The organism is Ruminiclostridium papyrosolvens C7 (assembly GCF_000421965.1).
Taxonomy (GTDB): Bacteria; Bacillota; Clostridia; order Acetivibrionales; family DSM-1351; genus Ruminiclostridium; species Ruminiclostridium papyrosolvens_A.
In genome coordinates this window covers 13,316-36,323 of sequence record NZ_ATAY01000082.1, presented here as the reverse complement: position 1 = coordinate 36,323, position 23,008 = coordinate 13,316, and the positions used below count along the sequence as shown (strand labels likewise).

Genomic DNA, 23,008 nt, shown 5'->3' with positions numbered 1-23,008 from the left:
CTCCTCTCATTTACAATATATTAAACCTATCTTCTTGATTATCATAAAATACACTATTGAGCTCACAATAAAGCTTTTTTCTTGCATTATGGAGTCTGGATTTTACAGTTCCTGATAAACACCCCAGCACCTTCGCTATTTCTTCAACTGTCATATCATTATAGTAATATAATATAGCAACTGTTTTTAGGGGCAAACTCAGTTTGTCCAGAGCACTCCTTACTGCCATTCTAGTCTCACTTCTGTGTATTCCACAATCAAAACCAGATTCTGCACTAAAGTCCTCAATATTTCTATCAGCAACTGAAATAACCTTATTGTGTTTTTTTACCATCCTACGACCAGTCCTTAGTAAAATCTTATAAAACCACACATCAAAGGCTTCCGGAGCTTTTAATTTTTTAATACACAGGAAACATTGAATAAATGTTTCCTGAACAATATCGTCTGCGATACCTTTATGGCCTGCAATAAGATAAGCCGTACCAAGGGCATTCTTACTGTACAAACTGTATATCTCACTAAAACTATCTAAGTCACCACGCTGACAGCGCTCAATAAGCTCTTTATCTTCCAAAATCTTTCCCCTTTCTACTCAATAGGAGCTCCTTTATAATAAGAGTGTAAGTTGTAATATGAATGGTTCACTATATACCAAAAATTATTAATAACATCATAAAAACTAGATGTTAGCATTAAACAGAAGTTGATTTTTATATATTTTTAATTCTACTACAACAACCTAATATGTGATCTGTATATAAAGTCCTGTTCCAGAAATAAAAAATCCAGAAACACCTATTAAAAATTGGCATTTCTGGATTTAAAATTTTTTCTATTACTCAGGCATAAAATCCCTAAAAACTGCATACACTAACTAGTTATATGCAAAGGTATACTGGAAAACTCAAATATTACCCTAAAAAAATTCCGATATTGGAAATGGAAGAGGGTATTTTTAATGAAATATATTAGTCTAGATTTTTGTAATATTCCCTTTTCTTATATACATAAAAACTTAGTTAATTATTATCTACAGGGTTAGGAATTTCATATTTATCATCAAGCTTGTTATAATGGCTATCATAGTCTGTATAGTGTTTTAGATAGTCTTCTCCCTCAAATCGGCTTATTGTATTTGAATAAGCAGTCATCTGCTTAATGAAATAATTATTTATATCAATAACTATTTTTGTATGGCAGTTTATAACTCTATCATCTTTGTCTGACTCCGACATATTTATAACATCACCTTCCAGGATAATATCATTTAATCCCGGAGATACGGTTTTTCTCAAACCTGAATAATATATAGACTTATCAAATAGCTTTCCAAAATCATTTTTAAACACATCATTTTTTTTGGTTTCTATTGATGTATCCAGTTTCCAAGGGTTATCGCTACTCTTTGTATACGATTTGCCTTCAGCTGTGTATATCATATTATTAAATGACGTACTTCCACCTGAACTGAAGACTAAATTGCTATTATATGATAAACTCAAAATTCTTTTATCAATATCCCATATTTGGTATGAATTACTATGGGTTTTACCGGTTTCTCCTGTATCAATGTATTCATAGTCTGAATTGCCATTCTGGATAAGCTCATATTTCCTAAGAGCATTCATGGAAGCCACACAATTCTCTATAATTGATTTATTGGCATTATAATTATCTGAACTACATATGGCTATAGTCTTAGAATTACCATCCCAAAGAACTTTTCTCTCAAAACAATTCCCAATCAGACTCAAAGGTATGTATGTCCTATCTTTATAAATTATCGGGTATACATCTGTTTTAATTTCTTTGTTATTGACTAATGCCTTATTCTTGTTAATTGATATAATGATTTTACTAGAATCCTTTATAATAGATATGCTTTTTTGTGCACTATTCCAAATAATATGTTGCTTATCGTTTGGAATTCCAAAAGCTGACGCTACATCCGTCAGTGGCAGTAACGTCCTTCCATTCATCAAAATGGGTATGCTATTTACAGTACATGACTTTCCATTAATTATCAGGCGAATATCTGGGCTTTCGATAATTTTTGTTGATGAGTATGATATATTAGTTGACGAGACTAAAAGAAGCAAAGTGAAACTTAAAATCATTAATTTCCTTTTCATTTGAAGCTCCTTAATCAAAAAGTTAATATAAGAATTAAATTCACATTACTAATTCTACCATAACTAACCCGTTTATCTATGTAAAGTTATAATATATTTAGTTAGTTGACGTTAAATAAATAGTAAAAAGGCTTCCTTTTTGGGGGAGCCTTTTTACTATTTATGCATTTAAAGAACGTTATGCTATTTTTTTACTATTTACTATAGAATTAAATCAAATTAAATTCAATTTAATTAAAATCCGAAAAAATTATTTTCCGTGTAAAACCGTTAAAGCCCGCTTATATCAGTACTTTCATCGATTATAATATCCGAAGGAATACTGGGAAACTCCGATATTACCCTCAAAAATTCCGATATTGGAAATGGAAGGGGGTATGTGGACTGAATACGGTTAATGCGTTTTAAAGAGCTTTTTCTATTTATCAATTAAATTCTTAAATTCATCCCGGCATAAATTAACCTGCTCAGCATACTTTTCAGCATCTTTTTTTATGGTGTATTTGAAAGTGTTAATTTTTTCATTTTGGGGGGCATCCTTGATTCGTTTGTTATGATAACTTATGTATTCTGTAGATCCCATATTAATAAGTGTATTTTCATCATGACAAATATCTTTTAAAAATATATCTGCATATAATTGTAATTGTTTAATACTGTCTAATTCCCAATACGATAAGAGGTTATCGTAAGATGAAATAATCTTTTCACATTCAATTTTAAGTTCAATTGCTGGTTCAATATATTGTATAAACAATTCTTGTGGCTCGTCAATGGGCAAAACTTCTTTTAAATGTCTAAACTGACGGTTAAGTAAATATAAGTATCCCTGCAAAGCATATTTCTTTATCTGTGAAATTTCCTCATATTTTTTCTTTGAATAACCAATAGAATATACAAATAGACATAAACAAAGAGTTATACCTATTGAACAAATATACGTAATAATTTCTTTTGCTTTAGCAAAATTAAACGCAAAATTCAATGTAATGATATCTTTAATACTGACATCTGAATTACAAATAATTAATCCAAAAACAGAAATAATAAAACCCAATATACAGCATAATTTATAAAAATTCGCTCGTTTCATATAATTATCTCCCACTCGGCTTTCTAAATATTTGTCTAGTATTTTTATGTTTTTCTCCATGTCCTTATCTGTTAGGCTGGTAATAAGCAAGTGTATACCTTTATTGATTATGGATGATGTTTTCGTCAAGTTGAAATTTCCAAATAACAATATTCGCTTCTTCATTTTACGCTTTTCGATAGAACTACCTTTTAGTCTTATAAAAATTTGTTCATACATATTGAATAATGCTAATCCATAAACTATTGGAAGATTCAGAAATAACAAAAGTAACGGAAGAAGAAATTCCTTTAATGCTTTAGAATTAAATAGATCATAAGGATTTCTTACGATTTTTCTTATTATAAAAAATAAAGCTATACAAGTGAATGTTAATAACAACATATCTAAAATCTTTTTAATAGCCTTATATTTTTCTTCTTTTGAAGTTATAGCATACATAAGTCCTAAGAAAAGTGCAGAAGGGATTAGTATTAATTCTGTTAAAAGTCCAAAGGACCAAAAACCAAAAATAAATTGAATTATTGTAATCAAAGCTAGATTATCATTTATTAACTTTCTAAAGAATCTACTATCTTTTGCTTTTTCAATTGCCTTAACAAATAGGGGAATTTCTACAAGTATAACCCATAATATTGTATTCTTCAATAACGCTAAGTTCCAATATTCTACCAAATATAGAAGGTATACTGTCAACACGAAGAAACTCAAGAATATGATATAAAAAATAACGAACTTTCTGCAGAAAACAATTGGAAGTATTGACTTTATAAAGTTTTTACCCGGCTTTGTAAAAAGAACGATTATTACAACTAGTAATCCCCATAACCCGATTGCAATTTCTCGATTGCTAAAGATGCTTTGTATAATATCCACCTCCCTTTCATTTTTTTGATATGAATTACTCCCGGTACATGTATATAATAGTAAGGTTTCATTAAGGTAAAAGTTGGTAGTTATGTCTAATACACCAAATGCAATTCTGATTGGCAAGATTATCTTCTACACATTCTTTTCACATGAAAGATATATCTTCTTTAATATGTTTGCAAAATGATTTTCAGGCAATGGCTTTAGTGTATTATTTCTCATAAATACAAAACTATTATATTTTTCCATAAGGATCAAATGGAATACGGCCATATTACTCTGGAAAATTCGGATATTAGAAATGAAGGGGTTATGCAGACTAGATAAACATAATATTTTCTGTCTTATATTAAGCCGTCTACCATAAACGGAGCATATTACTGGCGAACCCCTAACGTGAATGCATATGTTATCGCAGTTAGTTTACTTGAATTCTGAAGTATTAAATGCTTCTCCACATTCACAATATATGAATTCTTGTGTTTTATCATAATAAGTTAGTCCCTGCTCTCTAAATCGATTATGTATATGTTCATCTAAATCTTTATTGTAAAAAGTATATTCTTTACCACATTTCTTACATTTTTCTGTGTAAGCCATAAGACATTCTAATCCTTTACTTAAACCTTTTTTGGGAATAAACTCGTGATCATCTCTTTTACTATCTATTTGTTGTAGCCAATAAATCGGTAAATAAACATAGTTAGTATACATTGGGAGTTGATTTGAATTATCGTGAATTAACAAATCAACAATTAATGATAAAAATAACAAAAAATGTAGTGCTTTAAATTCCTCTTCTTGTCTACTTGAAAGATTAGGAACCGATAAATACCCATTATTAATCTTCATAATGTCTTTATAATTTAAAGTTATATTATGATGATTATTATCTATAGCAGGCAGTATTAATCCCTCATTTAATATATATATCATATTAATCCTTAAATTTTCTGGGATATCTTTATTATAATCATTCAGATAACTTATAATTTTTTCTATAGTTAGTTCAGATTTATAAGCAAATATACAATAAAATAAATTAAGACCTTCTTCTTTTTTATATGAATAATTGCTATTGTTATACCTTAATTTTTTTAAACTAACACAATTTAAAATGCATTTTCGCAATTCATTATGTGTTAGATTTGACTTAATTTCTATTGAAGTAAATATTGATTCAATAGGTAAATATTCTAATTCGGATGTTTTTATAAAAGGACTATAAGATGATTTTTTATAAATTAATAAGTCCTGTTCAAGACTTATCAGTGATAGATTATTAATAGCATATCCTTTAGTAACAGCATAACTTGATGGAATTATGTCTTTAATAATAGCTTTTATATCATATTCTCTAATATCTCCCCTATGACGTGGATGAATAATGTTACTTGATCGTTCAAAACTAGTCCTCAATTGCTCTAATATAGAAAAGTACCATTTTGATAATAAGTCTAAATTAATATCATGCATATTTAGTTGCTCAAATAATTTTCGCTGATATTCTTGTTCGTTCATCTCAAAAACCTCCTTTAAATAAATTGTATATAACTTTTTCATTCACGAAACCACTGATAACGGCAAATAGGTTTGACTGAAGACGTTAGAAACTTCTTATTTCTGAACTACATACTGACTGAATACCTAATGGTAGATGACCATTTAAATATTGTTTTTATACTTTTTATCCACTGCACTTACAGCACCTGCTTTGAGGAAATCGAAATTTAAAACTTTAATTAATAATTATCTAATCTTTCACCATTCTACACATTAATAAATCGTATTTCTTTATGCATTACAAAATGTTCTTCGCTTACAGAATAATGCTTGCATATTTGTTTTAATAGTGCCTTATATACTAAATTTTTAAATTTATATTTTTCCATTTTTCTAGAGTTATTTCCATCGTCACATATCTTGCCTTTTAATATATCAATTTGATTTGCTGTTCTTTCTATTTTAGCCAGTAACTCTATTAATTGATTTCTAATTTTCTCAATGGTATAGAACTTATACCACAAGTTCATGGCAATATCTAGCCTATTCATAGTTAAAGGTGAACAATGTCCAATTACTTGTGTAACTCTCGTTCTAGAAATTGTTGTAATTAATTCTGGAAGTGCTACAGAATCTGGATATATATTATTATTGGGGATGGGAACATGTATACCACAGTTATCTGTGGGGATTTCTTTAAACATCGTATTTTGGGGATAGAATTGATTAATCAATTCTATTTCATTTGATATAGGAATCACGCTTAAAATAGTACTATATAAATTCCCCTTATCATTACTCACTACTATAACCGGTACTACTTTATTCATAATGGCTAGGTCTAATCTACCTTTTAAATCAGCTAGAATGATATCTCCCCTATATATCTCAAACTTATGATTTGGAACCAATATTATGTAGCCTCCTTAACTATAATTTACAATGATTCAATTATTGATTGTAGAAAATAATATAAGATGATATGCTCCCTGTCTACTAAACAGAGAGCATATCAAAACAACATATTTATAATTTATAGTTATCCTCTTGGTGGGTATTGGTCATTTCCATAAGAATCTTTATCTCTTATTTGACCATTAGTACGATGAATAATGAGTTCGGATTGTTGATTTTTAGCAATCTCACGTGCAATATTTATTGCTTCTTTTTGTGTGTCCGTTCTAGAAGTTGCCTTAGAATTACCAGCACCTTTAACTTGCCATCCACCTTCTGGATGTGGTGTTACATGTTGATTCTTTCCCATAATATACTTCTCCTATTCTCTCGGCAAAGATAATAAGTTATCTTTATTTGAGCCATCAGGAGTTGATTTTACGTATTTTTCATTCAAAGAACTTGTTGCAGCTATAATATTGGGATAAGGATAAATGTCGACCTGGATACTACCCGGATGCTCTTTAACATAGTCATGTATAATGGATTTTTTAAAAAATCCAGGGTTGTCACAATCAGAAATATAAATAGAGTCAATCTCTAACAAGTTATTTGATGTTCCACATCCATCTTTCATTTTAATTTTTGTAGCCTTCATGAGCATACTCTCTTTCTCTCACATTGGTGAGTAATATTATTTTTAATTTTTTTATAAAAAAAACAAAACAAAAGAGCATTGCTATGAATACGTACACTTCCTTTCGGCAATAATTTAGCCAGAAACATTGACGGGTGTCATACACTTTGATATAATACTAAAAGTTTGATTGAGATGTATTATATCATAATGATTAATCGTTTCTGAAAGTTCTATTGAGATTAAGGGTCTTAATAGAACTTTTCTTATGTGTTTGTTCACTTTTTTACCACTTATTTTTATACTTAATTAAATTTATCTAGTAAATCAAACAGTGTTTCTTCATTATTTTCCCTTTTTGCTTTTTCTTCTTCTCTACGTATATCAATTATTGCATTTAAACGTTTTGCCATTTTGATAGTAATATCATAAGCTAATTGCAAATCATCTAATGTTTCAGCATGGTCTGCACTTGCAAGTAAAATTTTCATAGCCATCATGAAATTTCTACGTGATTCACTAAAACTGATACTTTCAAATATCTCTTTGAGATCATCTACCTTATTTCTTTCACCATGGCTTTGCTCTTCAATTTCTTTAGCATGTTTAGATGACTCAATAATCATGTAACGTCGAGTTTCATCAATCTCTTCAAGTTCATAAAAAGTTTCAGGGCCAACACCGTAAAATATTGATAACTTTTCAAGATTTGCACTTGATGCTCTTGTTGTTCCCGTTTCCCATTGTGAGATTGTAGCCCTATTTACACCAACTATTTTTGATATTTCATCCTGCGTAACTCCATAAATTTCTCTAATTTGTTTAAAGTTGTTTCTAATTTTATCCATGAATTCACCCCGTTTATTATATTGTATTCCATTATATAACAATTGTCAAACATACTTTTGAAACTTTTTCAAAAACTAACATTGTAATGTTGTGTTTCGTTATAATTATCACTTCATACCCTAATACTAGACCTTCATACTTTGCATTTCCCATTTGAAAAATCTTTTATATTAGACATTGTATTTATTTATATTCTCATACTAAAGTAAATTGCACATACTATATTACTTTTAAGATTGCATAATCAACAAAGTATCCGGCAACTATTATACATACTTACATATTACGAAAAAGCGGTGACGTTATGGATATTACAATAAACTTCGATGCAAGTTTTATACCTGAAACCAATGCTTCAGGCATATCAGTTATTATTAAAAATGAAAATGCCTTCTTGATTTTGAAATCTTCAAAAAAGGTAACATGTAAGAATAGCAACGAGGCTGAATTTAGGGCATTAAATAAAGCAATAGGCTATTTAAATAATAGACAATCAAAGAACTTAATACCAAAGGGATGTTTCATTAAATTTTACGGAGATAACCAATCAGTAATAGAAATAGCAAGAAGATCCCAAAGAATGAAAGGTATAGAAAAAAGCTTAATGCTAAATTTTCTAAAAGAACTTGGGATACTCAACAACAATAATACGGTAATTTTCAAATGGATAAAACGAAGCAAAAATTTAGAAGCTCATCAAATTAGTAAGCTCGTAATTAATAAATAAAAAATTTACGTAAATCAAAGTTTTATCCTTTCAATGAATATATTATAAATTTCTGTCCACACTTATAAATAAATCAAATTAAATTCATTTTAATTCAATCTACTTTGATTACGGAGCAAATATATGGAAGTAAATTTTAAGAATAAGTTAAAACTGGTGGTAAACAGTAATAGTCCTCAGAAAAATAATACTACAAATATAAATAACAGTATAAGCCTTGAAGAAGATACCTACTCACAAATAATAAACGCTTATACAAATCGACTTATGGCTAGACGTCTTAAGCCATCAAGTATAAGAACCACCATTAATACTATAAATGACTTATTTCTATTTACAAACCAGTATCCTTGGGATTGGACAGCTGAGATCTTTGATGAGTGGTGTGCCTATTTATATAGAGAAAGAAACAATTGTGAAGCAACTCAACGTCACAAGCAAAATATGATTTCACGATTTCAGTCTTTCTTAGTTGAGTCTCCACAACTTAGTGATCTTTGCAAAGTCAACTTTGGTAAAAAGCCTTTGCTTATATGTTCACAAGATAATCTCATACCACATAAAGTACCTGATGAAAATAAAGAGAAGAGATTAGCCTTTACAAAAGATCATCTAAAGTGCTTATGGGCATACTTCGACGAACAGATAGCCTTAGCATATAAAAACAAATCAAAAAGCTTAAAAGTACTTCAGAGAGACAAGGTATTATATCTGATTATTTATTATTATGGATTGCGGGCAAATGAAGTTTCTATGCTTGATACAACTGATTTTCTACACAATCCTAAGCGACCCGAATGGAATAATTTTGGAGGTATTATCGTAAGATTTGGGAAAGCTAGTGGCGGGAGTCCTCCAAAACGTCGAACTGTATGGACTATTTCAGAAACTTCAGTTGAATACTTAAGGTGGTATCTTGAAAGCATCAGACCTTTATTCGGATTTGATGAAAGCAAAAGCTTATTTCTTACTGAACGTGGATGCCGCATGAATCCAAAAACTATTACTCAGAATTTTAAAGAACACCTTAAGTGTGCTGGTCTTCCTCATGATAATTACTCAACACATTGTCTTAGACATAGCTATATAAGCCATTTATCTGAAGACTTGGAAATCAGTCCACGATTTATTCAAGAGCAAGTAGGCCATACCTATTTAGCAACAACACAAATATATACGCATCTTTCAGATTCTTTTGTATCAAAGCAGCTTACAAACGTAATAGACCGCCAGTTAGCAAAATTTTTACCGAAGGGATGTAATTAAATGGTTGAAACAAGTTTTTATAATAGATTTACTTACCCAAAAACCAAAGAATTTTGGGATACCTTTGATAAAACGTCTGAAGAATATTCTTCAGATTCTCTTAATTATATTACAGTTAAAAGGGACAAAGTTATTTTTCAGTTATGTTACTCATATGGACTTAGAATTGAAGAAGTATTAAATTTAGCTCTCATTGATTGTAACTTTAGCAGTCAGCCTCCAGAATCATATGGAAGTATATATATACAAAATGTAAACAGTAGACTTATATATCCTGTATTCCATGAAGCAACAGAGGATGTACGTAAATACCTTGATATTATCAGTACTGATAACAAACTTTGCAACAACAAAATATTTACAACTATTAAAGGTAATATTCTTTCCAAACACTATATGGAAAACAGATTAAGATTTTATAATTCAAAGCTATCATTGATACAGAGGATTGAGAGCATAAATCTATTCAGACAATATTATATTGCTGATATTTTAAGGATTAAAGGGCTTTCTCAGAGTTTTATAAATAATCAAATCGGCAATAATATTACAAACAATCAAGTTTACCTGCACTTACAACCTGACAAAACCTGCATTGGAGGGAGATATGTTTAAGTGGAAACTAAAAGAGAAAATGGCGGAGAAAGGAATATGGCGTTGTACTGACTTGACAAAATTGCTAAATGCTCATGGCATTAATATAACATCGTCAATGGTTACTTTAATTGTTGATAAAATGCCAGAGAGAATCAATACTAAGGTATTTGATGCCTTATGCGATATTCTCGAATGTACGCCTGCAGATATAATGGTACACATTTCATCAGGAAAAAGTGCTGAAAAATTGCTTAAAGCAGTCGGCGATGAAATAGGAATTAAACCAGGCCCAAAACCACGAAAAAAATCAGGTTCCTCTGATGTACCTGATTCTGTTTTGGGCCCAAAAGGTGGTGTAATCAATTAATGTCAGAAAATAAATGGTCTAATAAATTCTCTAAATGTATCAGCTGCAACACTACACTACATCCACATAAAGCTAAAGGACTTTGTAATTCCTGCTATCAAAAAGAACACAAATATCCCAAAAGTGAATGTAGTATTTGCGGAAAAACTAGCAGAGTTCATAAAATAGATAATGGTAAATCTATCTGCCAAAAGTGTTATAAACAACCATTACATACATGCAGTATTTGTAATAAACAAGCTTCTGCAGCTGTTAAGCTGAGTATGACAGAATATGTGTGTGACTCATGTTATATAAAGCATTATCGTACAAAGCATATTTGTTCTATTTGCGGAAAATTAGAGGTACTTGCAATTAACTCATCTGATAAAAAAGTATGTATAAAATGCTATTCTTCACCTAATCATCTTTGTTCTAAATGTGGCAGAAATATAGAATCCCCTTATATAGTTGATGGAAAACATGTATGTAGCCGTTGTTATGAAAATTCGAAAACGTCTTCATCTGAAATTGACATAAATCAAGGAGTATATATCTGTAGTATTTGTGGCAATTCCGGGTCAGTACAACACATTTTTTCTGATAATTCAATCATATGCCAGGATTGTGCCAAACAGCAAGTGCATATATGTAATTCATGCTTTAATCCGGCAGTACCAATCCACTCTTATTCTAATGCGTTACCATATTGCCGTAATTGCTACTATAAGCAGAAATTTGAGAGTATATTCGACAAACTGGCGATGAACTGGTGTGAAAACTTTACAAATATTATCAAGGACTATTTCAATAGCAAAGCAGAAAAAGTATCGTATGAAAGTGTTTGGGTGCAAGTTAATACATCGAAAAATTTACTTGATGATGTCTACTCAAACTATGTAAATAATAGCTCTGACTTTTCAAGTATTGATTTTTCAATTATACATCAAAAGCATTTCACCAAAAAACTTTTTATAATTGATATGATTTCCTTCTTGTGCCACAAAAATATAATGCCGGATTATGACTGTAGTTTATTTTTACTTGAAAATCTGAGTTATCAGATTAGTAACCTAGCAGTTGAATTTCAGAAAGTAATAAAAGCATATAAGGAATCTTTATTAATAAAATACAGAAATTATCAGCAGAAAGGCTGGATAAAAAATCATTCAAAATTTAGGTATTATACATGTTATCTTTACATGTTAACAGCACTCAGATTTCTATACTTTTGCCACGTATTATTGAATTTAATACAACCAACTGAAATTAACAACCAAACAATAGATGCCTATCTAAGATTAAAGCCCTATGATAAAGGCAATTTAAGGCATTTTATAACATATATAAATAAACATAAAATAACTTTTACTCAGCTAAATCTTCCGAATTCAAAATATAGACATGAACTAAACGTAAGTCTTTGTACTGACAAGCAAAAGCAATTGCTTAAATCATGTCTATATAATAAAAATATCAAGCTTAGAGATAGAATAATAGTAATCCTTATGCTACTTTATGGATTCACTCCTGAAGAAATAAGAATACTTAAAAAAAGTAATTTCGCCCAAACTATATTATCAAATAAAACAATAAACATCCTGTGTTTCAATAAAACAAGTCATGAAATACCAGAAATATTATCTCCATTGATTCTTGAGTACTTAGATACATTGAGAACAGATAGTGAGTATGCTTTTCCCGGAAGGAACTACAACACTGCAATATCATTAAGCTTGGTTTGCAGAATTGTTCATGATTTTGATGTTACTGCAACAGAGTTATATTATACAGCTATCAATAATGCAATGCTTAATGGGTTACATCAGCCGGCATTATTGATGAAAAGCTTTGGAATAAATCACAAAACTGCGACAAGATACTATAAGTTACTCAGAGGAAGTGAAGAATTTATATGATTGAAGAATTTCATAAATGGTCTCAAAAATATGATAGTTGTCTAATTTGTGGAACAACAGAAAAAAGGCATTTTGCCAAAGGTCTTTGCATCACATGTTATTCAAGAGAATACGAAAAAAATAAAAGTTTATCTATCTGCGATATCTGCAATAACCAAGGAAGAATTTCAAAAGTACTTGATAATTTAAAAATATGTAGGAAATGTTATCAAAAATATTATAGGATTAAGAGAGAATGTGATATTTGCCATAGTATCAGTTACATTACGAAATCCTCAGAAGGAAAATCCATCTGTCAGACATGTTATAGAAAACTATATGCACCTAAAGAAGTATGTAGTATTTGTCATTCACTTGAGCGCGTTGCATCAAGAAAAGGAGGAAAAATAATTTGTACTAAATGTTATAAAAATAGTCTTCCTTCTAGAGTATGTTCTGTTTGTAATACAGAAAAACAAATAGAATATGTAAAAAACGGTAAGTATGTCTGCTCAACTTGTTATAACAATATATATAGACCTAAAACCTACTGCAGTAATTGCGGGAAACTAGATATCACCAAATTTAATATAGCCAATATGAGTATCTGTCCCACATGCTATTATAGATATTATAGGCCAACAAGAATATGTAGTATTTGCGGTAAAAAGAGAATTATAGTAAAGATTATTGATAATAAATCTATTTGTGATAATTGCTACATTAATTATGCTCCAAAACGGACTTGCAGTATTTGCCAACAATTAAAGCCGATAAAGAAAAAATACGATGAAAAGGAGATCTGTGGTGATTGTTATATAAAATTGCAAAACACTTGTAGTGAATGTGGACATGTTGTAGTTAGTTTTAATTATACTCTTAATATTTGTGATAATTGTGCATATAAAAAAAAGGTAATTATGCTGACGGAAGATATTAGAAATAAATTTTCATCAGAAGAAATTTCACAATTATATAAAGAATATATATTCACCCTTATTAAAAATAATTACGCTGGAGTAAAATTATACTATAAATTAAATAATGATTATAAAATTTTTAAATTCATAGATGAGAATGGTCTTATTAATGCAAAAGAAAAAATTAATGATTTAATCAATAAAATTCACATTCCTCTTTCAATCCAGAATTATTTCTATATGAAAGGCATTCTGAAAGTAGAAAGTGATATAGATATATTTACTAAAATCCATTTTAGGTTTATAGATAAAGTAGCTCCAGAATTTAATAATGTTTTCACATCTTACTCACTAAGTTTAATTGAAATAAAGCGAAAATTCATTGATAGAGGTTGGAATAATAAATTTAGTAGTAAATACTATTTTCAATGCCTTAGAGAAGCATGCTTGTTTTTCAAGTTTTTGTGCAAAAATGACATTAAGAGCATCAATGAGTTGAATCAGAATATTTTAGATGAGTATGTTTTAAATTTTTGTGGTTATGTTTTCCAGTTAAAAAAATTAATAATATATATAAATAAAAATATGAAACTTTTTAGAACTTTAACAGTACAAAACGTAAAAATTTATACTAGTTTAAAAAATCGTTCATATTCACAAAATGAACAAGAAGCAATATTTAATTTACTGAATAGCTCAGAAATAAATACAAGAGATAAAATTATAGGTTTTTTAGTATTAGTATATGGAATTAAAATATCCGAAATTGTTAATATCTCTTTTGATGACATTAAAATATCAAACAATAAATACTACTTGTATGCTCGTAATACATGGATAACCTTAAATAATGATATAGGTAAAATGATATGGAGCTATATAAAAAACGATAGAAAAGACCAACTGTCTTTAGGTTGTCAAAAAGAATGGCTCTTTACTGGGAGTAAATATTATAAACCAATTGGTAGTAAATATATAAGCTCCATTCTAACGAAATTTGGAATTTATGTTAGAAGATCTTTTCCGACATTATTTAAAAATTATTTTTTAAACTACGATATATCACCTTCATTACTAATTAGAGGGTTAGGTACGAATATTGCAACAACAATTAACTATTACAATTATTATAACATTAATGGTATTCATGAAGTACATGTTGATAAAGACCGTTTGGCTCAGACTAATAATATATCAAATTTTAAAGTTTATATTTTATCTTGTTCTGACGGCACCTATTACACTGGCTATACATCTGATTTACAAAAGAGACTACAACAACACCAAGAGGGTCATGGCTGCACCTACACCAAAACAAGAACACCTGTTGAACTCGTCTATACAGAAGAATTACCAGATAAACCTTCAGCTCTAAAAAGAGAAAAACAGATAAAAAAACTAACAATCTTTGATAAAGAAAAACTTATTGAAAAAAGTAGGGCGAATTGATTTTTCGCCCTACTTTTTTAGGAAAATCTAAAATCTATAAGAAACCTTTAGTATCAAGCCTTACAGAGATTCTCTGATCAATTAAATCAAATCTAACTCAATTATCTCAAATCTAATTTGATTTTTTGACTATTTTTTTAGGAAATCCTTTAATATCAAGGGTTTCAGAGTTTATAATATCAGAAGGTTCTACCCACACTTACTATACCCGCAGCTCCTGCAAATAACACAACCGCCTTCATGCTCCATTGCTTTACCGCACTCTGGGCATTCCGCACTTACATAGTCATCTTCATTACCGGGGTTTGAGCATACTTCCTTCATTGTACAACTGCTGCATTGTGAGTCGCACTCACTTTGTTCAGCATCAGCAGTTCTGGCAGAAGGCTTTTGTAAGAGACTGTATTCAGTTGTTGCACATATTTCTCCTGACACATCCTCGTCTTTGCTGCTCTGGATTTTCGCAACCTTTTCTATTAGTCTGCCTATTGCATCCGGACAGGACAAAACCTTCAAGCCCTTCTGACGTATGGTAGACGGGCATCTTATGCCTTTTAGTTGTTCAACAATTGATTTCACATCCATACCTGAACGTAATGCTACCGACACCAGACGGCTGGTTGCTTCTGATTGGGAAGGACAGCCTCCTGCACGTCCTGTATTTGTGAAGACCTCACAAATACCGTTTTCATCGTAGTTTACAGTAATATAAAGATTTCCGCAGCCTATTCCTACTTTTTCCGTAAAACCTGTAGTAATGTCAGGTCTTGGCCTTGGTTCTATTTTCCCAGGCATATTATTGACCGCACAGGAATCGCAGTAAATATTCTCTCCGGCTGGCAACTCCTTGTCAGCATTCTCTTCCTTACCTTTAACTTTTCCAATATTAAGAACCTGCAAGTCACGGCTTCCGTCCCTGTAAATTGTAACCCCTTTGCACTGGGTCTTATAGGCCAGAGTGAATACCTCTCTCACATCATCTGTAGTCGCATCATGACTTAGGTTGACTGTCTTGGAAACCGCATTGTCTGTATGACGCTGGAATGCCGCCTGCATTTTTACATGCCACTCGGGAAGTACATCATGTGCAGTGACAAATATGTCTTGAACATTCTTTGGTACCTCATTCATGTTTTTAACAGTTCCAACCCTGGCAATTTTCTTCATAAGTTCTTCTGAATAGAAGTTCCCGGAAAGTGCAGCCCCTTTAAATACAGGGTCAACCTCCACCAGTTCACTATTGTCCATAACATTTCTGATATATGAAATTGCAAATATCGGCTCAATTCCGCTTGAAACACCAGCTATCAAACTCAATGTACCAGTTGGTGCAATGGTAGTAGTAGTAGCATTTCTCATCTTTATACCCTTTTGGGCATATATGCTGTCCTGATAAAATGGAAAAACGCCCTTTAATTCGGCCAAATCCTGTGAAGCTTTCTGAGCAGTATCACTTATAAAGGACATAACCTTGTCCGCTAAATCAATTGCAGCTTTAGAATTATACGCCACACCCAAAGCACAGAGTGTGTCTGCCCATCCCATAACGCCAAGTCCTATTTTTCGGGTGCCTCTTGTCATTTTATCAATTTCAGGCAAAGGATATTTGTTGACCTCAATTACATTATCCAGAAAACGCACTGCTTTTCGTACTGTGTTTTCCAATTTCTCAAAATCGAGGCCTTTATGTGAATCGTCCATCATATTGTACAGGTTTATTGAGCCAAGATTACATGCCTCGTAAGGCAGCAACGGCTGCTCACCGCAGGGATTGGTACTTTCTATTTCCCCAAGCTTAGGAGTTACATTATCGTGGTTAAGCCTGTCCAGAAAAATTATACCCGGCTCCCCATTTTTCCAAGCCATTTCCACAATTATATCAAATACTTCTTTAGCATTAAGTTTAGCAACAGGCTTTTTTGTTTTAGGATCCAAAAGTTCATATTCCAGATTGTGTTCTACCGCTTTCATGAAATCTTCAGTAATTCCCACACTTAGATTAAAATTAGTTATTTCTGAATTATTACTTTTGCAGGAAATGAACTCCAGAATATCAGGGTGATCAATTCTCAAAATACCCATGTTGGCACCACGTCTGGTTCCTCCCTGTTTTACCGCTTCTGTTGCGGCATTAAAAACCTTCATAAAACTTATAGGGCCGCTTGCAACTCCACCGGTTGAATTTACAGTTGATCCTTTTGCACGGAGTCTGGAAAAGCTGAAACCTGTGCCTCCGCCGCTTTTATGTATTAATGCCGCATTTTTTATGGATTCAAAAATGCCTTCCATTGTATCTTCTACAGGAAGAACAAAGCAAGCACTTAACTGCCCCAAAGGTCTTCCGGCATTCATCAAAGTAGGTGAATTAGGTAAAAATTCAAGATTAGCCATCATATCATAAAATTCCTGTTCAATTACCGCCAATCCTTTTTCATCAGTATATTCTGCATCTGCAGAGGCAATTGCCTTTGCTACGCGATGAAACATTCCCTCGCAATCCTCAAGCAAATTTCCATTTTCGTCTTTCTCAAGATATCTCTTCTCCAATACTTTGACGGCATTTTCCGATAACTTCATCAATAAATCCCCTCTCATTAGTCTATATTTTGTATTTGTATTATTTCAAAGACACTACATATTGTATCACTTTAATTATATATGTTCAATATAGTTAAATATTCCCGAATTTTTTCAAAAAAAACACCCAGCCCCATATTTCACATGAAGCAAGGCATTTTTTACGGAAATAATTATTTTTCTTTTTCAAAATATGATTCCTGATATTTATTGCTTGGATCCCAAAGTATCCATTCTTCATATCCGGCATCATAAATAGCCTTAATTTGCTGTTTAACCTGTTCTGCGCCATATGTCTGGAAATAGCCCGCTGGCAGGTATCTGGCAGTGAACGCCTGTATATATGGCCTTAATTTTGCCTTGTAGCCCGTTGTTTCAGATATTTTCTTTTTTGCAGATAATAAAGAATTGTATACTACGCCATAAGGATCCATATCCGGCTTGGTATAAGTAACACCATTAATATTCTGACCTACACCATTACCCATTATTCCTTTTGGTGAGTTATTTGCATAGTGTGACGGGTAAATCATCGGACTTATGCAGTATATATCTTTTCCAACTTCCTGAAATCTCTGTCCAATACTTTCTCCATCCAATTTGCTTTCAATAATTATTGCAAATACGTCTGCTGAAACAGGTACTCCCAATTCCTGATGAAGTTCTTTTTCTGATTTTGCAAGGAAACCGTTTATTGCTTCAGCCTTTTCGGGAACATTTGTACCATAATTAATGGATTTTTTACTTCCTGTCGGGAATCTGACATAATCAAACTGGATTTCATCAAAGCCGTAGGAAATAGCTTCTTTTGCGATTGCTATATTGTAGTCCCAAACCTCTTCCATATAAGGGTTTGCCCAAGGCGTTGAACCGTTTTCCAGCCATAGCTTTCCGCTTGGTGACTTCACACCAAGGTCTGCTCTGTTCTTAGCCAGAACAGGGTCTTTGAAAACAACTACTCTGCCTATTACATATATTCCATTGTCATGGAATTTTTTTATAACATCTTTAGGATTATAATATTTTACCTGCTTGCCATATTTTTTAACCAAGTCAAGGTTTGTGCTATAGTTTACCGCACCATCTTCCTTGACATCAATAACCACAGTATTCAATTCAGTATTTTTGGCCATATTAATAATTTTATCAACTCTTGCTGAAGAACCTGCGGAAGGCCCTGTAAGGTATATAGCCTTAACCTTTACTTTTTCAATACTTGGTGATAATTGCAACCCTTCGGATTGAGGTACCTGCTCTTGTTTTGTGGAATCTGAAGCCGCAGCTGTAGAATTTGCAGCTGTAGTATCAGAAGATTTTGTTTCAGTACTTACGGCAGACGAAGAAGTTGAGCTTGTACTTGTGCTTTGAGGGTCTTTTGTCCCGTTTTCATTACATCCCGTAAGGAGAAATGACCCTGCTGCAACTGTCATACTTAGAAAAAGAGATGTGAATAAAACCGTAATATTTTTCCTGTTTTTCATTAGAAGTACCCCATTCCCGATATTTTTTCGTGGCATTATGTAGTATAATCATGAATTAATATTTTCAATCAGATACACTGAGATTATACAAAATCCGGGTAATAAAATCAAACCTATTTAAAGCATATTTGGAATATATATACTAGTAATATTTCCCAATAACTTCGTGTATTGCCCATATATAAAAAAGACTTAATCTCCACCAAGGAAATCAAGTCTTTTAAAAAAGGGTTACTATTTAAGTTACGTGATTTTAATTGAGCTTATTTGGATTGGCAATCTTTACCTCAAGGGGTGCAAGCACATTTCGATTAATATCTGCTGTTATTGGTTTATCACTGCTTCCATGACCATCTGTGTACAATCCTAATTTAAGCTGATACATATTTCCGTAGTAATCCTCTACATCATCATCCTTATAGGTGAATACTTTAGGACCAAACTCAATTTTCACCACATCTCCTGCATCATAAGTTCCGTTTACCTCTATGTTAATCACATATTTATCATTTACCTTAATCACTTTTTTACTAACGATATTATCATTAACCTTCAAAAACTCAGTAGAATCTTTTTTCTTTACAGTAACCTTTATATTTTTGCTGACCAACTCTAAGAAAAATGGTTTTTCATTGATATTCATTTTATTAACCATGTCTGTATCCATTACAATTCCCGGATTTGAAGCTCTATTCTTAAGCTGTAGTTCAAAAGCAACAGGTACATACGACCCCAGAACAAACTCTAGATTCGGGTTTCTAGAATTATTTATTATGTTATAAGTTACAAAACCCAGTTCTGTTTCAACAAAAGGATACATTATAGCATCTGCAATGTTTGAGTAGGGGCCTACGGCACCGTTTGCCACAGCAACTACTTTATAATAGTACTTTACTCCTCTGGTGTTTGTTATTTCAGGAATGGAATTATCCTTAAAGGACGTTCCGGTTATTCCTTCTTTAATAATTTCGTATGTCCCATCAGAGCTATTACACCTTAATATACTATAGGTTTGGGCTCCCTGGGCAGGACTCCACCGCAACTGAACAGTGTCCCCATCACGAGCCGCCTTTAGGTTCGCCGGAGCGTCAGGAGGTACGGCAATAGTTATTTCTCTTGATTTTGCGCCCTCATATCCCTCTTTTATGGCTGAAACAAAATACTTATATACCTTTCCGTATTCAACCTTACTATCAGCATATTTATTATCTACCGAAAGAACTGTGGTTTGTATTCCATCACACACTCTATAAAGCCTGTATCCCGAGGCAGTATCCACCGGATCCCATGAAACGTAAATTGTCTTTTTATTAACAGTACCTTTTAAATTCTGAGGGGCACCCAGCCCGACTACAACTTTCACCCACTGAGATTTTGCACTCTCGCCCGCCTCATTCCATGCACTTACACTGAATTTATATTCACCGGATGGTAGGTTCGGCACCGTATATGAATTATCTTTTACATTAATTACTGTAGTATTACCCTCCCAGTCTGTTTGGTAAATCATATATCCCTGTGCTTCAAGAACACTGTCCCATGTCAGGGCTACACTACCGTCATTTTTTAAATCTGCCTTAAGATTTATTGGAGTCTTGGGGATATTAATGGCTCCGTCAACAAATAGCTGAGAGTTTGGAACTACTTCCTTTGCTTTCTTGGCATTACTCCATAACAGCTTTGCAACGGCATCGTATTCGTTTTCATAGTATTCCATTCTTATTCTGTATTTTTTACCCTTTTCCATTTGTACTGATTTTGAACTATTCTCTGTTTCAGAATGCTTCTGCCAGTTTGAAATCAAAAGTTCATTTGTATCATAGCTACCATTTCTGTTTATATCAATCCATAGCTTCACTCCGTCGTCCGTTGTGGTATAGAATGTGTAGTCCTCATTGAACTCCGGCATAATATATCCTGACCAGACCACTGAATAGTGATCTGAATTAACCTTGGGGTCAGGGGCTTTATCGCCCCATCTGTAATAGGTGTCTGCATTATCTTTAGTAAAATCAATTTTGGGGTCAATTCTGGACATTGCAAGTTCCGTATTTTCCATTACATAGTTAGTTGTAAAATTGTTTCCCGAATCATAACCGTAGTTTGTCAAACTACTGCCGGCAACAGGCTTCCAATTATAGTATTCAGCATACAGTCCGTTACTCGTCAGAATCAAGGCAGTAGCAGAAGCCTCATTTGAAAATGGCCCCAGCTGTTCTCCACTGTCTGAAACAGCCTGCACCTTATATGTATAGGTTCCTCCCGGTGTAACGTTGTTGTCAGTAAAAGAACTGTCAGATAATATCTGAGGAAGCTGGACAAAGTCAGAATCACCCGGACCCTTTCGCCACAATTTATAACCTTCCGCACCGTTTACTTCATCCCATCTTAACAGTATGCCATCTCTTTTAGGAATTGCCTGAAGGGTTTGAGGTGCTGCAAGCTCTTGTCCCGGTTCCTTTCCCCATATAAGTTCACCATTATAATATACTGTAACTCTTTCCCAATCCATTTCTTCTCCTGGATTAAAAGAGTAATGATTAGCCTGATTAAATTTTCTCAGATTAGATGTATCCCCTGTCATTTGAGCAATAAATTCCTTGACTATTTCAAGCTCAATATCCGCATGTGAAGTATTGTTACCGGATTTCGCACTAAGTACATAATTCTTTGAACTGACAGTATAGTCCTGGCTCCAGTTCCACCACCACCTGTGTTTCTCCTTATCTGAAGAACAATTGGTACTCCTTACAAGAATATCATCCAACCAGTTAATATCACGCTTAATAAATTTATCATTCCACAGACTGCTGAAATAACGTAAAAACTTATACAAACAATTCATGTAGCCTGAACCATTGCTTTTTGACGGAAACCCGATTTCAATAAAGCAGTTGGTTTTAGGTGTCGAATACTCACCCATATTAATAAATACTGACGGAAGGGTTTGTATAACATCTTCTTGTGGATTTGACCGGTCAGGCTGGTAGTTATATATCTTTCCCTCCACCTTTTCAGTCTTTGGTGCAACCTTATTCAAGTCCCCATCCATGTTAAAGTAATAGTGGATTCTTATTTTATCCAAATCAATGTCCTTGTTACCCTCGTTATACAGCTTTAGCACTGAATGAATCCTATCCTTGGACGCAAACTCGGAAGGATTAGTCGGATAACTTTTTTCAGTAAGTCTAACCTGAATTTTATTCTCATCAGGCTGTCTCACTATAGTACAGCCCAAATCGGAGAAGTTCATCCATTTTACATAACCGTAAAATTCCCACGTCCCATGACTTTTTATAGTTCTGTTGGATAGTAAACTGGACCCGAAAGTATACTCCCTGTTTGATTTATCAATGTTTCTATAGGCAGAAAACTCATAGATTTTCAGGCCCAGTTCCTTTCCCGACCTATTTGTAAACCTTAGCACCAGTTGGTTATTACTGTTAAGAGTTATAACAGAATCACTGGTATTAGTGATTTTCACCTTGATAAACTGGAAAATAGCATTATCATAGTTGTAATCACTGCAGGAATTATTATCAGGAAACCAGTCTTCATATCCGTGGTTCAATATAACATTTGCAAACCAGACAAGTATTGAATCCACCTTTTGAAGCTGTACAGTCAGCCTTTGATTGTCAGACTGTATATTTGATTCTCCCATATCTGCATTACTTTCAGCCCGGATTGTCTGGGGAATCATTAGCCCAATCATAATGATTAGAGCCATTAAGACACATAGTGCCTTCTTGAACATTAGCATCAA

17 protein-coding genes are annotated in these 23,008 nt (G+C 32.5%); 6 read left to right on the top strand and 11 right to left on the bottom strand.

Annotation, left to right across the window (positions count from 1 at the left end; genetic code table 11):
- Positions 1–10 precede the first annotated feature (10 nt).
- From L323_RS35935 to L323_RS35900, 8 genes are all read right to left on the bottom strand, one after another.
- Complete coding sequence (locus L323_RS35935; RefSeq protein WP_020816527.1) at positions 11–577, bottom strand: RNA polymerase sigma factor; 567 nt, start codon at positions 575–577, stop codon at positions 11–13.
- A 445-nt stretch (positions 578–1,022) separates the two neighbouring features.
- Positions 1,023–2,135 carry a stalk domain-containing protein gene (locus L323_RS35930; RefSeq protein WP_020816526.1) on the bottom strand — a complete coding sequence of 371 codons (1,113 nt, stop codon included), beginning with the start codon at positions 2,133–2,135 and terminating at the stop codon, positions 1,023–1,025.
- A 418-nt stretch (positions 2,136–2,553) separates the two neighbouring features.
- Positions 2,554–3,876 carry a hypothetical protein gene (locus tag L323_RS35925; RefSeq protein WP_131451055.1) on the bottom strand — a complete coding sequence of 441 codons (1,323 nt, stop codon included), beginning with the start codon at positions 3,874–3,876 and terminating at the stop codon, positions 2,554–2,556.
- A gap of 645 nt (positions 3,877–4,521) precedes the next feature.
- A complete protein-coding gene (locus tag L323_RS35920) occupies positions 4,522–5,619 on the bottom strand; it encodes a DUF6602 domain-containing protein (RefSeq protein ID WP_020816524.1) in 1,098 nt (365 codons plus the stop codon).
- 248 nt (positions 5,620–5,867) lie between these two features.
- Complete coding sequence (locus L323_RS35915) at positions 5,868–6,512, bottom strand: type II toxin-antitoxin system PemK/MazF family toxin (RefSeq protein ID WP_020816523.1); 645 nt, start codon at positions 6,510–6,512, stop codon at positions 5,868–5,870.
- 128 nt (positions 6,513–6,640) lie between these two features.
- Complete coding sequence (locus tag L323_RS35910) at positions 6,641–6,865, bottom strand: DUF2188 domain-containing protein (protein WP_020816522.1); 225 nt, start codon at positions 6,863–6,865, stop codon at positions 6,641–6,643.
- A gap of 12 nt (positions 6,866–6,877) precedes the next feature.
- Positions 6,878–7,153 carry a DUF3892 domain-containing protein gene (locus L323_RS35905; protein ID WP_020816521.1) on the bottom strand — a complete coding sequence of 92 codons (276 nt, stop codon included), beginning with the start codon at positions 7,151–7,153 and terminating at the stop codon, positions 6,878–6,880.
- Positions 7,154–7,437: 284 nt separating this feature from the next.
- Positions 7,438–7,980 (bottom strand): helix-turn-helix transcriptional regulator, encoded by a 543-nt coding sequence (locus L323_RS35900; RefSeq protein WP_020816520.1) that lies wholly within the window; start codon positions 7,978–7,980, stop codon positions 7,438–7,440.
- Between the two features lie 305 nt (positions 7,981–8,285).
- Between L323_RS35900 and L323_RS35895 the strand changes: the two genes are divergently transcribed.
- The 6 genes from L323_RS35895 to L323_RS42025 all read left to right on the top strand — a co-directional run bounded on the left by L323_RS35895 (position 8,286) and on the right by L323_RS42025 (position 15,184).
- Entirely contained in the window at positions 8,286–8,708 is a 423-nt protein-coding gene (locus tag L323_RS35895) for a reverse transcriptase-like protein (RefSeq protein ID WP_020816519.1), read from the top strand.
- Between the two features lie 123 nt (positions 8,709–8,831).
- Positions 8,832–9,974, top strand: coding sequence for a tyrosine-type recombinase/integrase (locus L323_RS35890; protein WP_020816518.1), 1,143 nt, complete (start codon positions 8,832–8,834; stop codon positions 9,972–9,974).
- Entirely contained in the window at positions 9,975–10,589 is a 615-nt protein-coding gene (locus L323_RS35885) for a site-specific integrase (RefSeq protein ID WP_020816517.1), read from the top strand.
- Positions 10,582–10,938 (top strand): helix-turn-helix domain-containing protein, encoded by a 357-nt coding sequence (locus L323_RS35880; protein WP_020816516.1) that lies wholly within the window; start codon positions 10,582–10,584, stop codon positions 10,936–10,938. Before L323_RS35885 ends, L323_RS35880 begins: the two co-directional genes overlap by 8 nt.
- Positions 10,938–12,836, top strand: a complete 1,899-nt coding sequence (locus L323_RS35875; protein ID WP_020816515.1) for a hypothetical protein — start codon at positions 10,938–10,940, stop codon at positions 12,834–12,836. Before L323_RS35880 ends, L323_RS35875 begins: the two co-directional genes overlap by 1 nt.
- Entirely contained in the window at positions 12,833–15,184 is a 2,352-nt protein-coding gene (locus tag L323_RS42025; RefSeq protein ID WP_020816514.1) for a GIY-YIG nuclease family protein, read from the top strand. Before L323_RS35875 ends, L323_RS42025 begins: the two co-directional genes overlap by 4 nt.
- Positions 15,185–15,373: 189 nt before the next feature.
- On the opposite strand, the gene L323_RS35870 is transcribed toward L323_RS42025, so the two are convergent.
- From L323_RS35870 to L323_RS35860, 3 genes are all read right to left on the bottom strand, one after another.
- Entirely contained in the window at positions 15,374–17,761 is a 2,388-nt protein-coding gene (locus L323_RS35870; RefSeq protein ID WP_020816513.1) for a vitamin B12-dependent ribonucleotide reductase, read from the bottom strand.
- 173 nt (positions 17,762–17,934) lie between these two features.
- The gene (locus L323_RS35865; RefSeq protein WP_020816512.1) at positions 17,935–19,242 is read right to left on the bottom strand and encodes a putative glycoside hydrolase; all 1,308 of its coding nucleotides are present in this window, start codon (positions 19,240–19,242) and stop codon (positions 17,935–17,937) included.
- Between the two features lie 253 nt (positions 19,243–19,495).
- Positions 19,496–22,999, bottom strand: a complete 3,504-nt coding sequence (locus L323_RS35860; RefSeq protein ID WP_020816511.1) for a PA14 domain-containing protein — start codon at positions 22,997–22,999, stop codon at positions 19,496–19,498.
- Positions 23,000–23,008: the final 9 nt, after the last annotated feature.

Coding starts and splice junctions, on each gene's coding strand:
- L323_RS35875 (WP_020816515.1), top strand. CDS start 10,938: ATGTCAGAAAATAAATGGTCTAATAAATTCTCTAAATGTATCAGCTGC.
- L323_RS35890 (WP_020816518.1), top strand. CDS start 8,832: ATGGAAGTAAATTTTAAGAATAAGTTAAAACTGGTGGTAAACAGTAAT.
- L323_RS35870 (WP_020816513.1), bottom strand. CDS start 17,761: ATGAAGTTATCGGAAAATGCCGTCAAAGTATTGGAGAAGAGATATCTT.
- L323_RS35865 (WP_020816512.1), bottom strand. CDS start 19,242: ATGAAAAACAGGAAAAATATTACGGTTTTATTCACATCTCTTTTTCTA.
- L323_RS35860 (WP_020816511.1), bottom strand. CDS start 22,999: ATGTTCAAGAAGGCACTATGTGTCTTAATGGCTCTAATCATTATGATT.
- L323_RS35905 (WP_020816521.1), bottom strand. CDS start 7,153: ATGAAGGCTACAAAAATTAAAATGAAAGATGGATGTGGAACATCAAAT.
- L323_RS35885 (WP_020816517.1), top strand. CDS start 9,975: ATGGTTGAAACAAGTTTTTATAATAGATTTACTTACCCAAAAACCAAA.
- L323_RS42025 (WP_020816514.1), top strand. CDS start 12,833: ATGATTGAAGAATTTCATAAATGGTCTCAAAAATATGATAGTTGTCTA.
- L323_RS35910 (WP_020816522.1), bottom strand. CDS start 6,865: ATGGGAAAGAATCAACATGTAACACCACATCCAGAAGGTGGATGGCAA.
- L323_RS35895 (WP_020816519.1), top strand. CDS start 8,286: ATGGATATTACAATAAACTTCGATGCAAGTTTTATACCTGAAACCAAT.
- L323_RS35880 (WP_020816516.1), top strand. CDS start 10,582: ATGTTTAAGTGGAAACTAAAAGAGAAAATGGCGGAGAAAGGAATATGG.
- L323_RS35930 (WP_020816526.1), bottom strand. CDS start 2,135: ATGAAAAGGAAATTAATGATTTTAAGTTTCACTTTGCTTCTTTTAGTC.
- L323_RS35920 (WP_020816524.1), bottom strand. CDS start 5,619: ATGAACGAACAAGAATATCAGCGAAAATTATTTGAGCAACTAAATATG.
- L323_RS35900 (WP_020816520.1), bottom strand. CDS start 7,980: ATGGATAAAATTAGAAACAACTTTAAACAAATTAGAGAAATTTATGGA.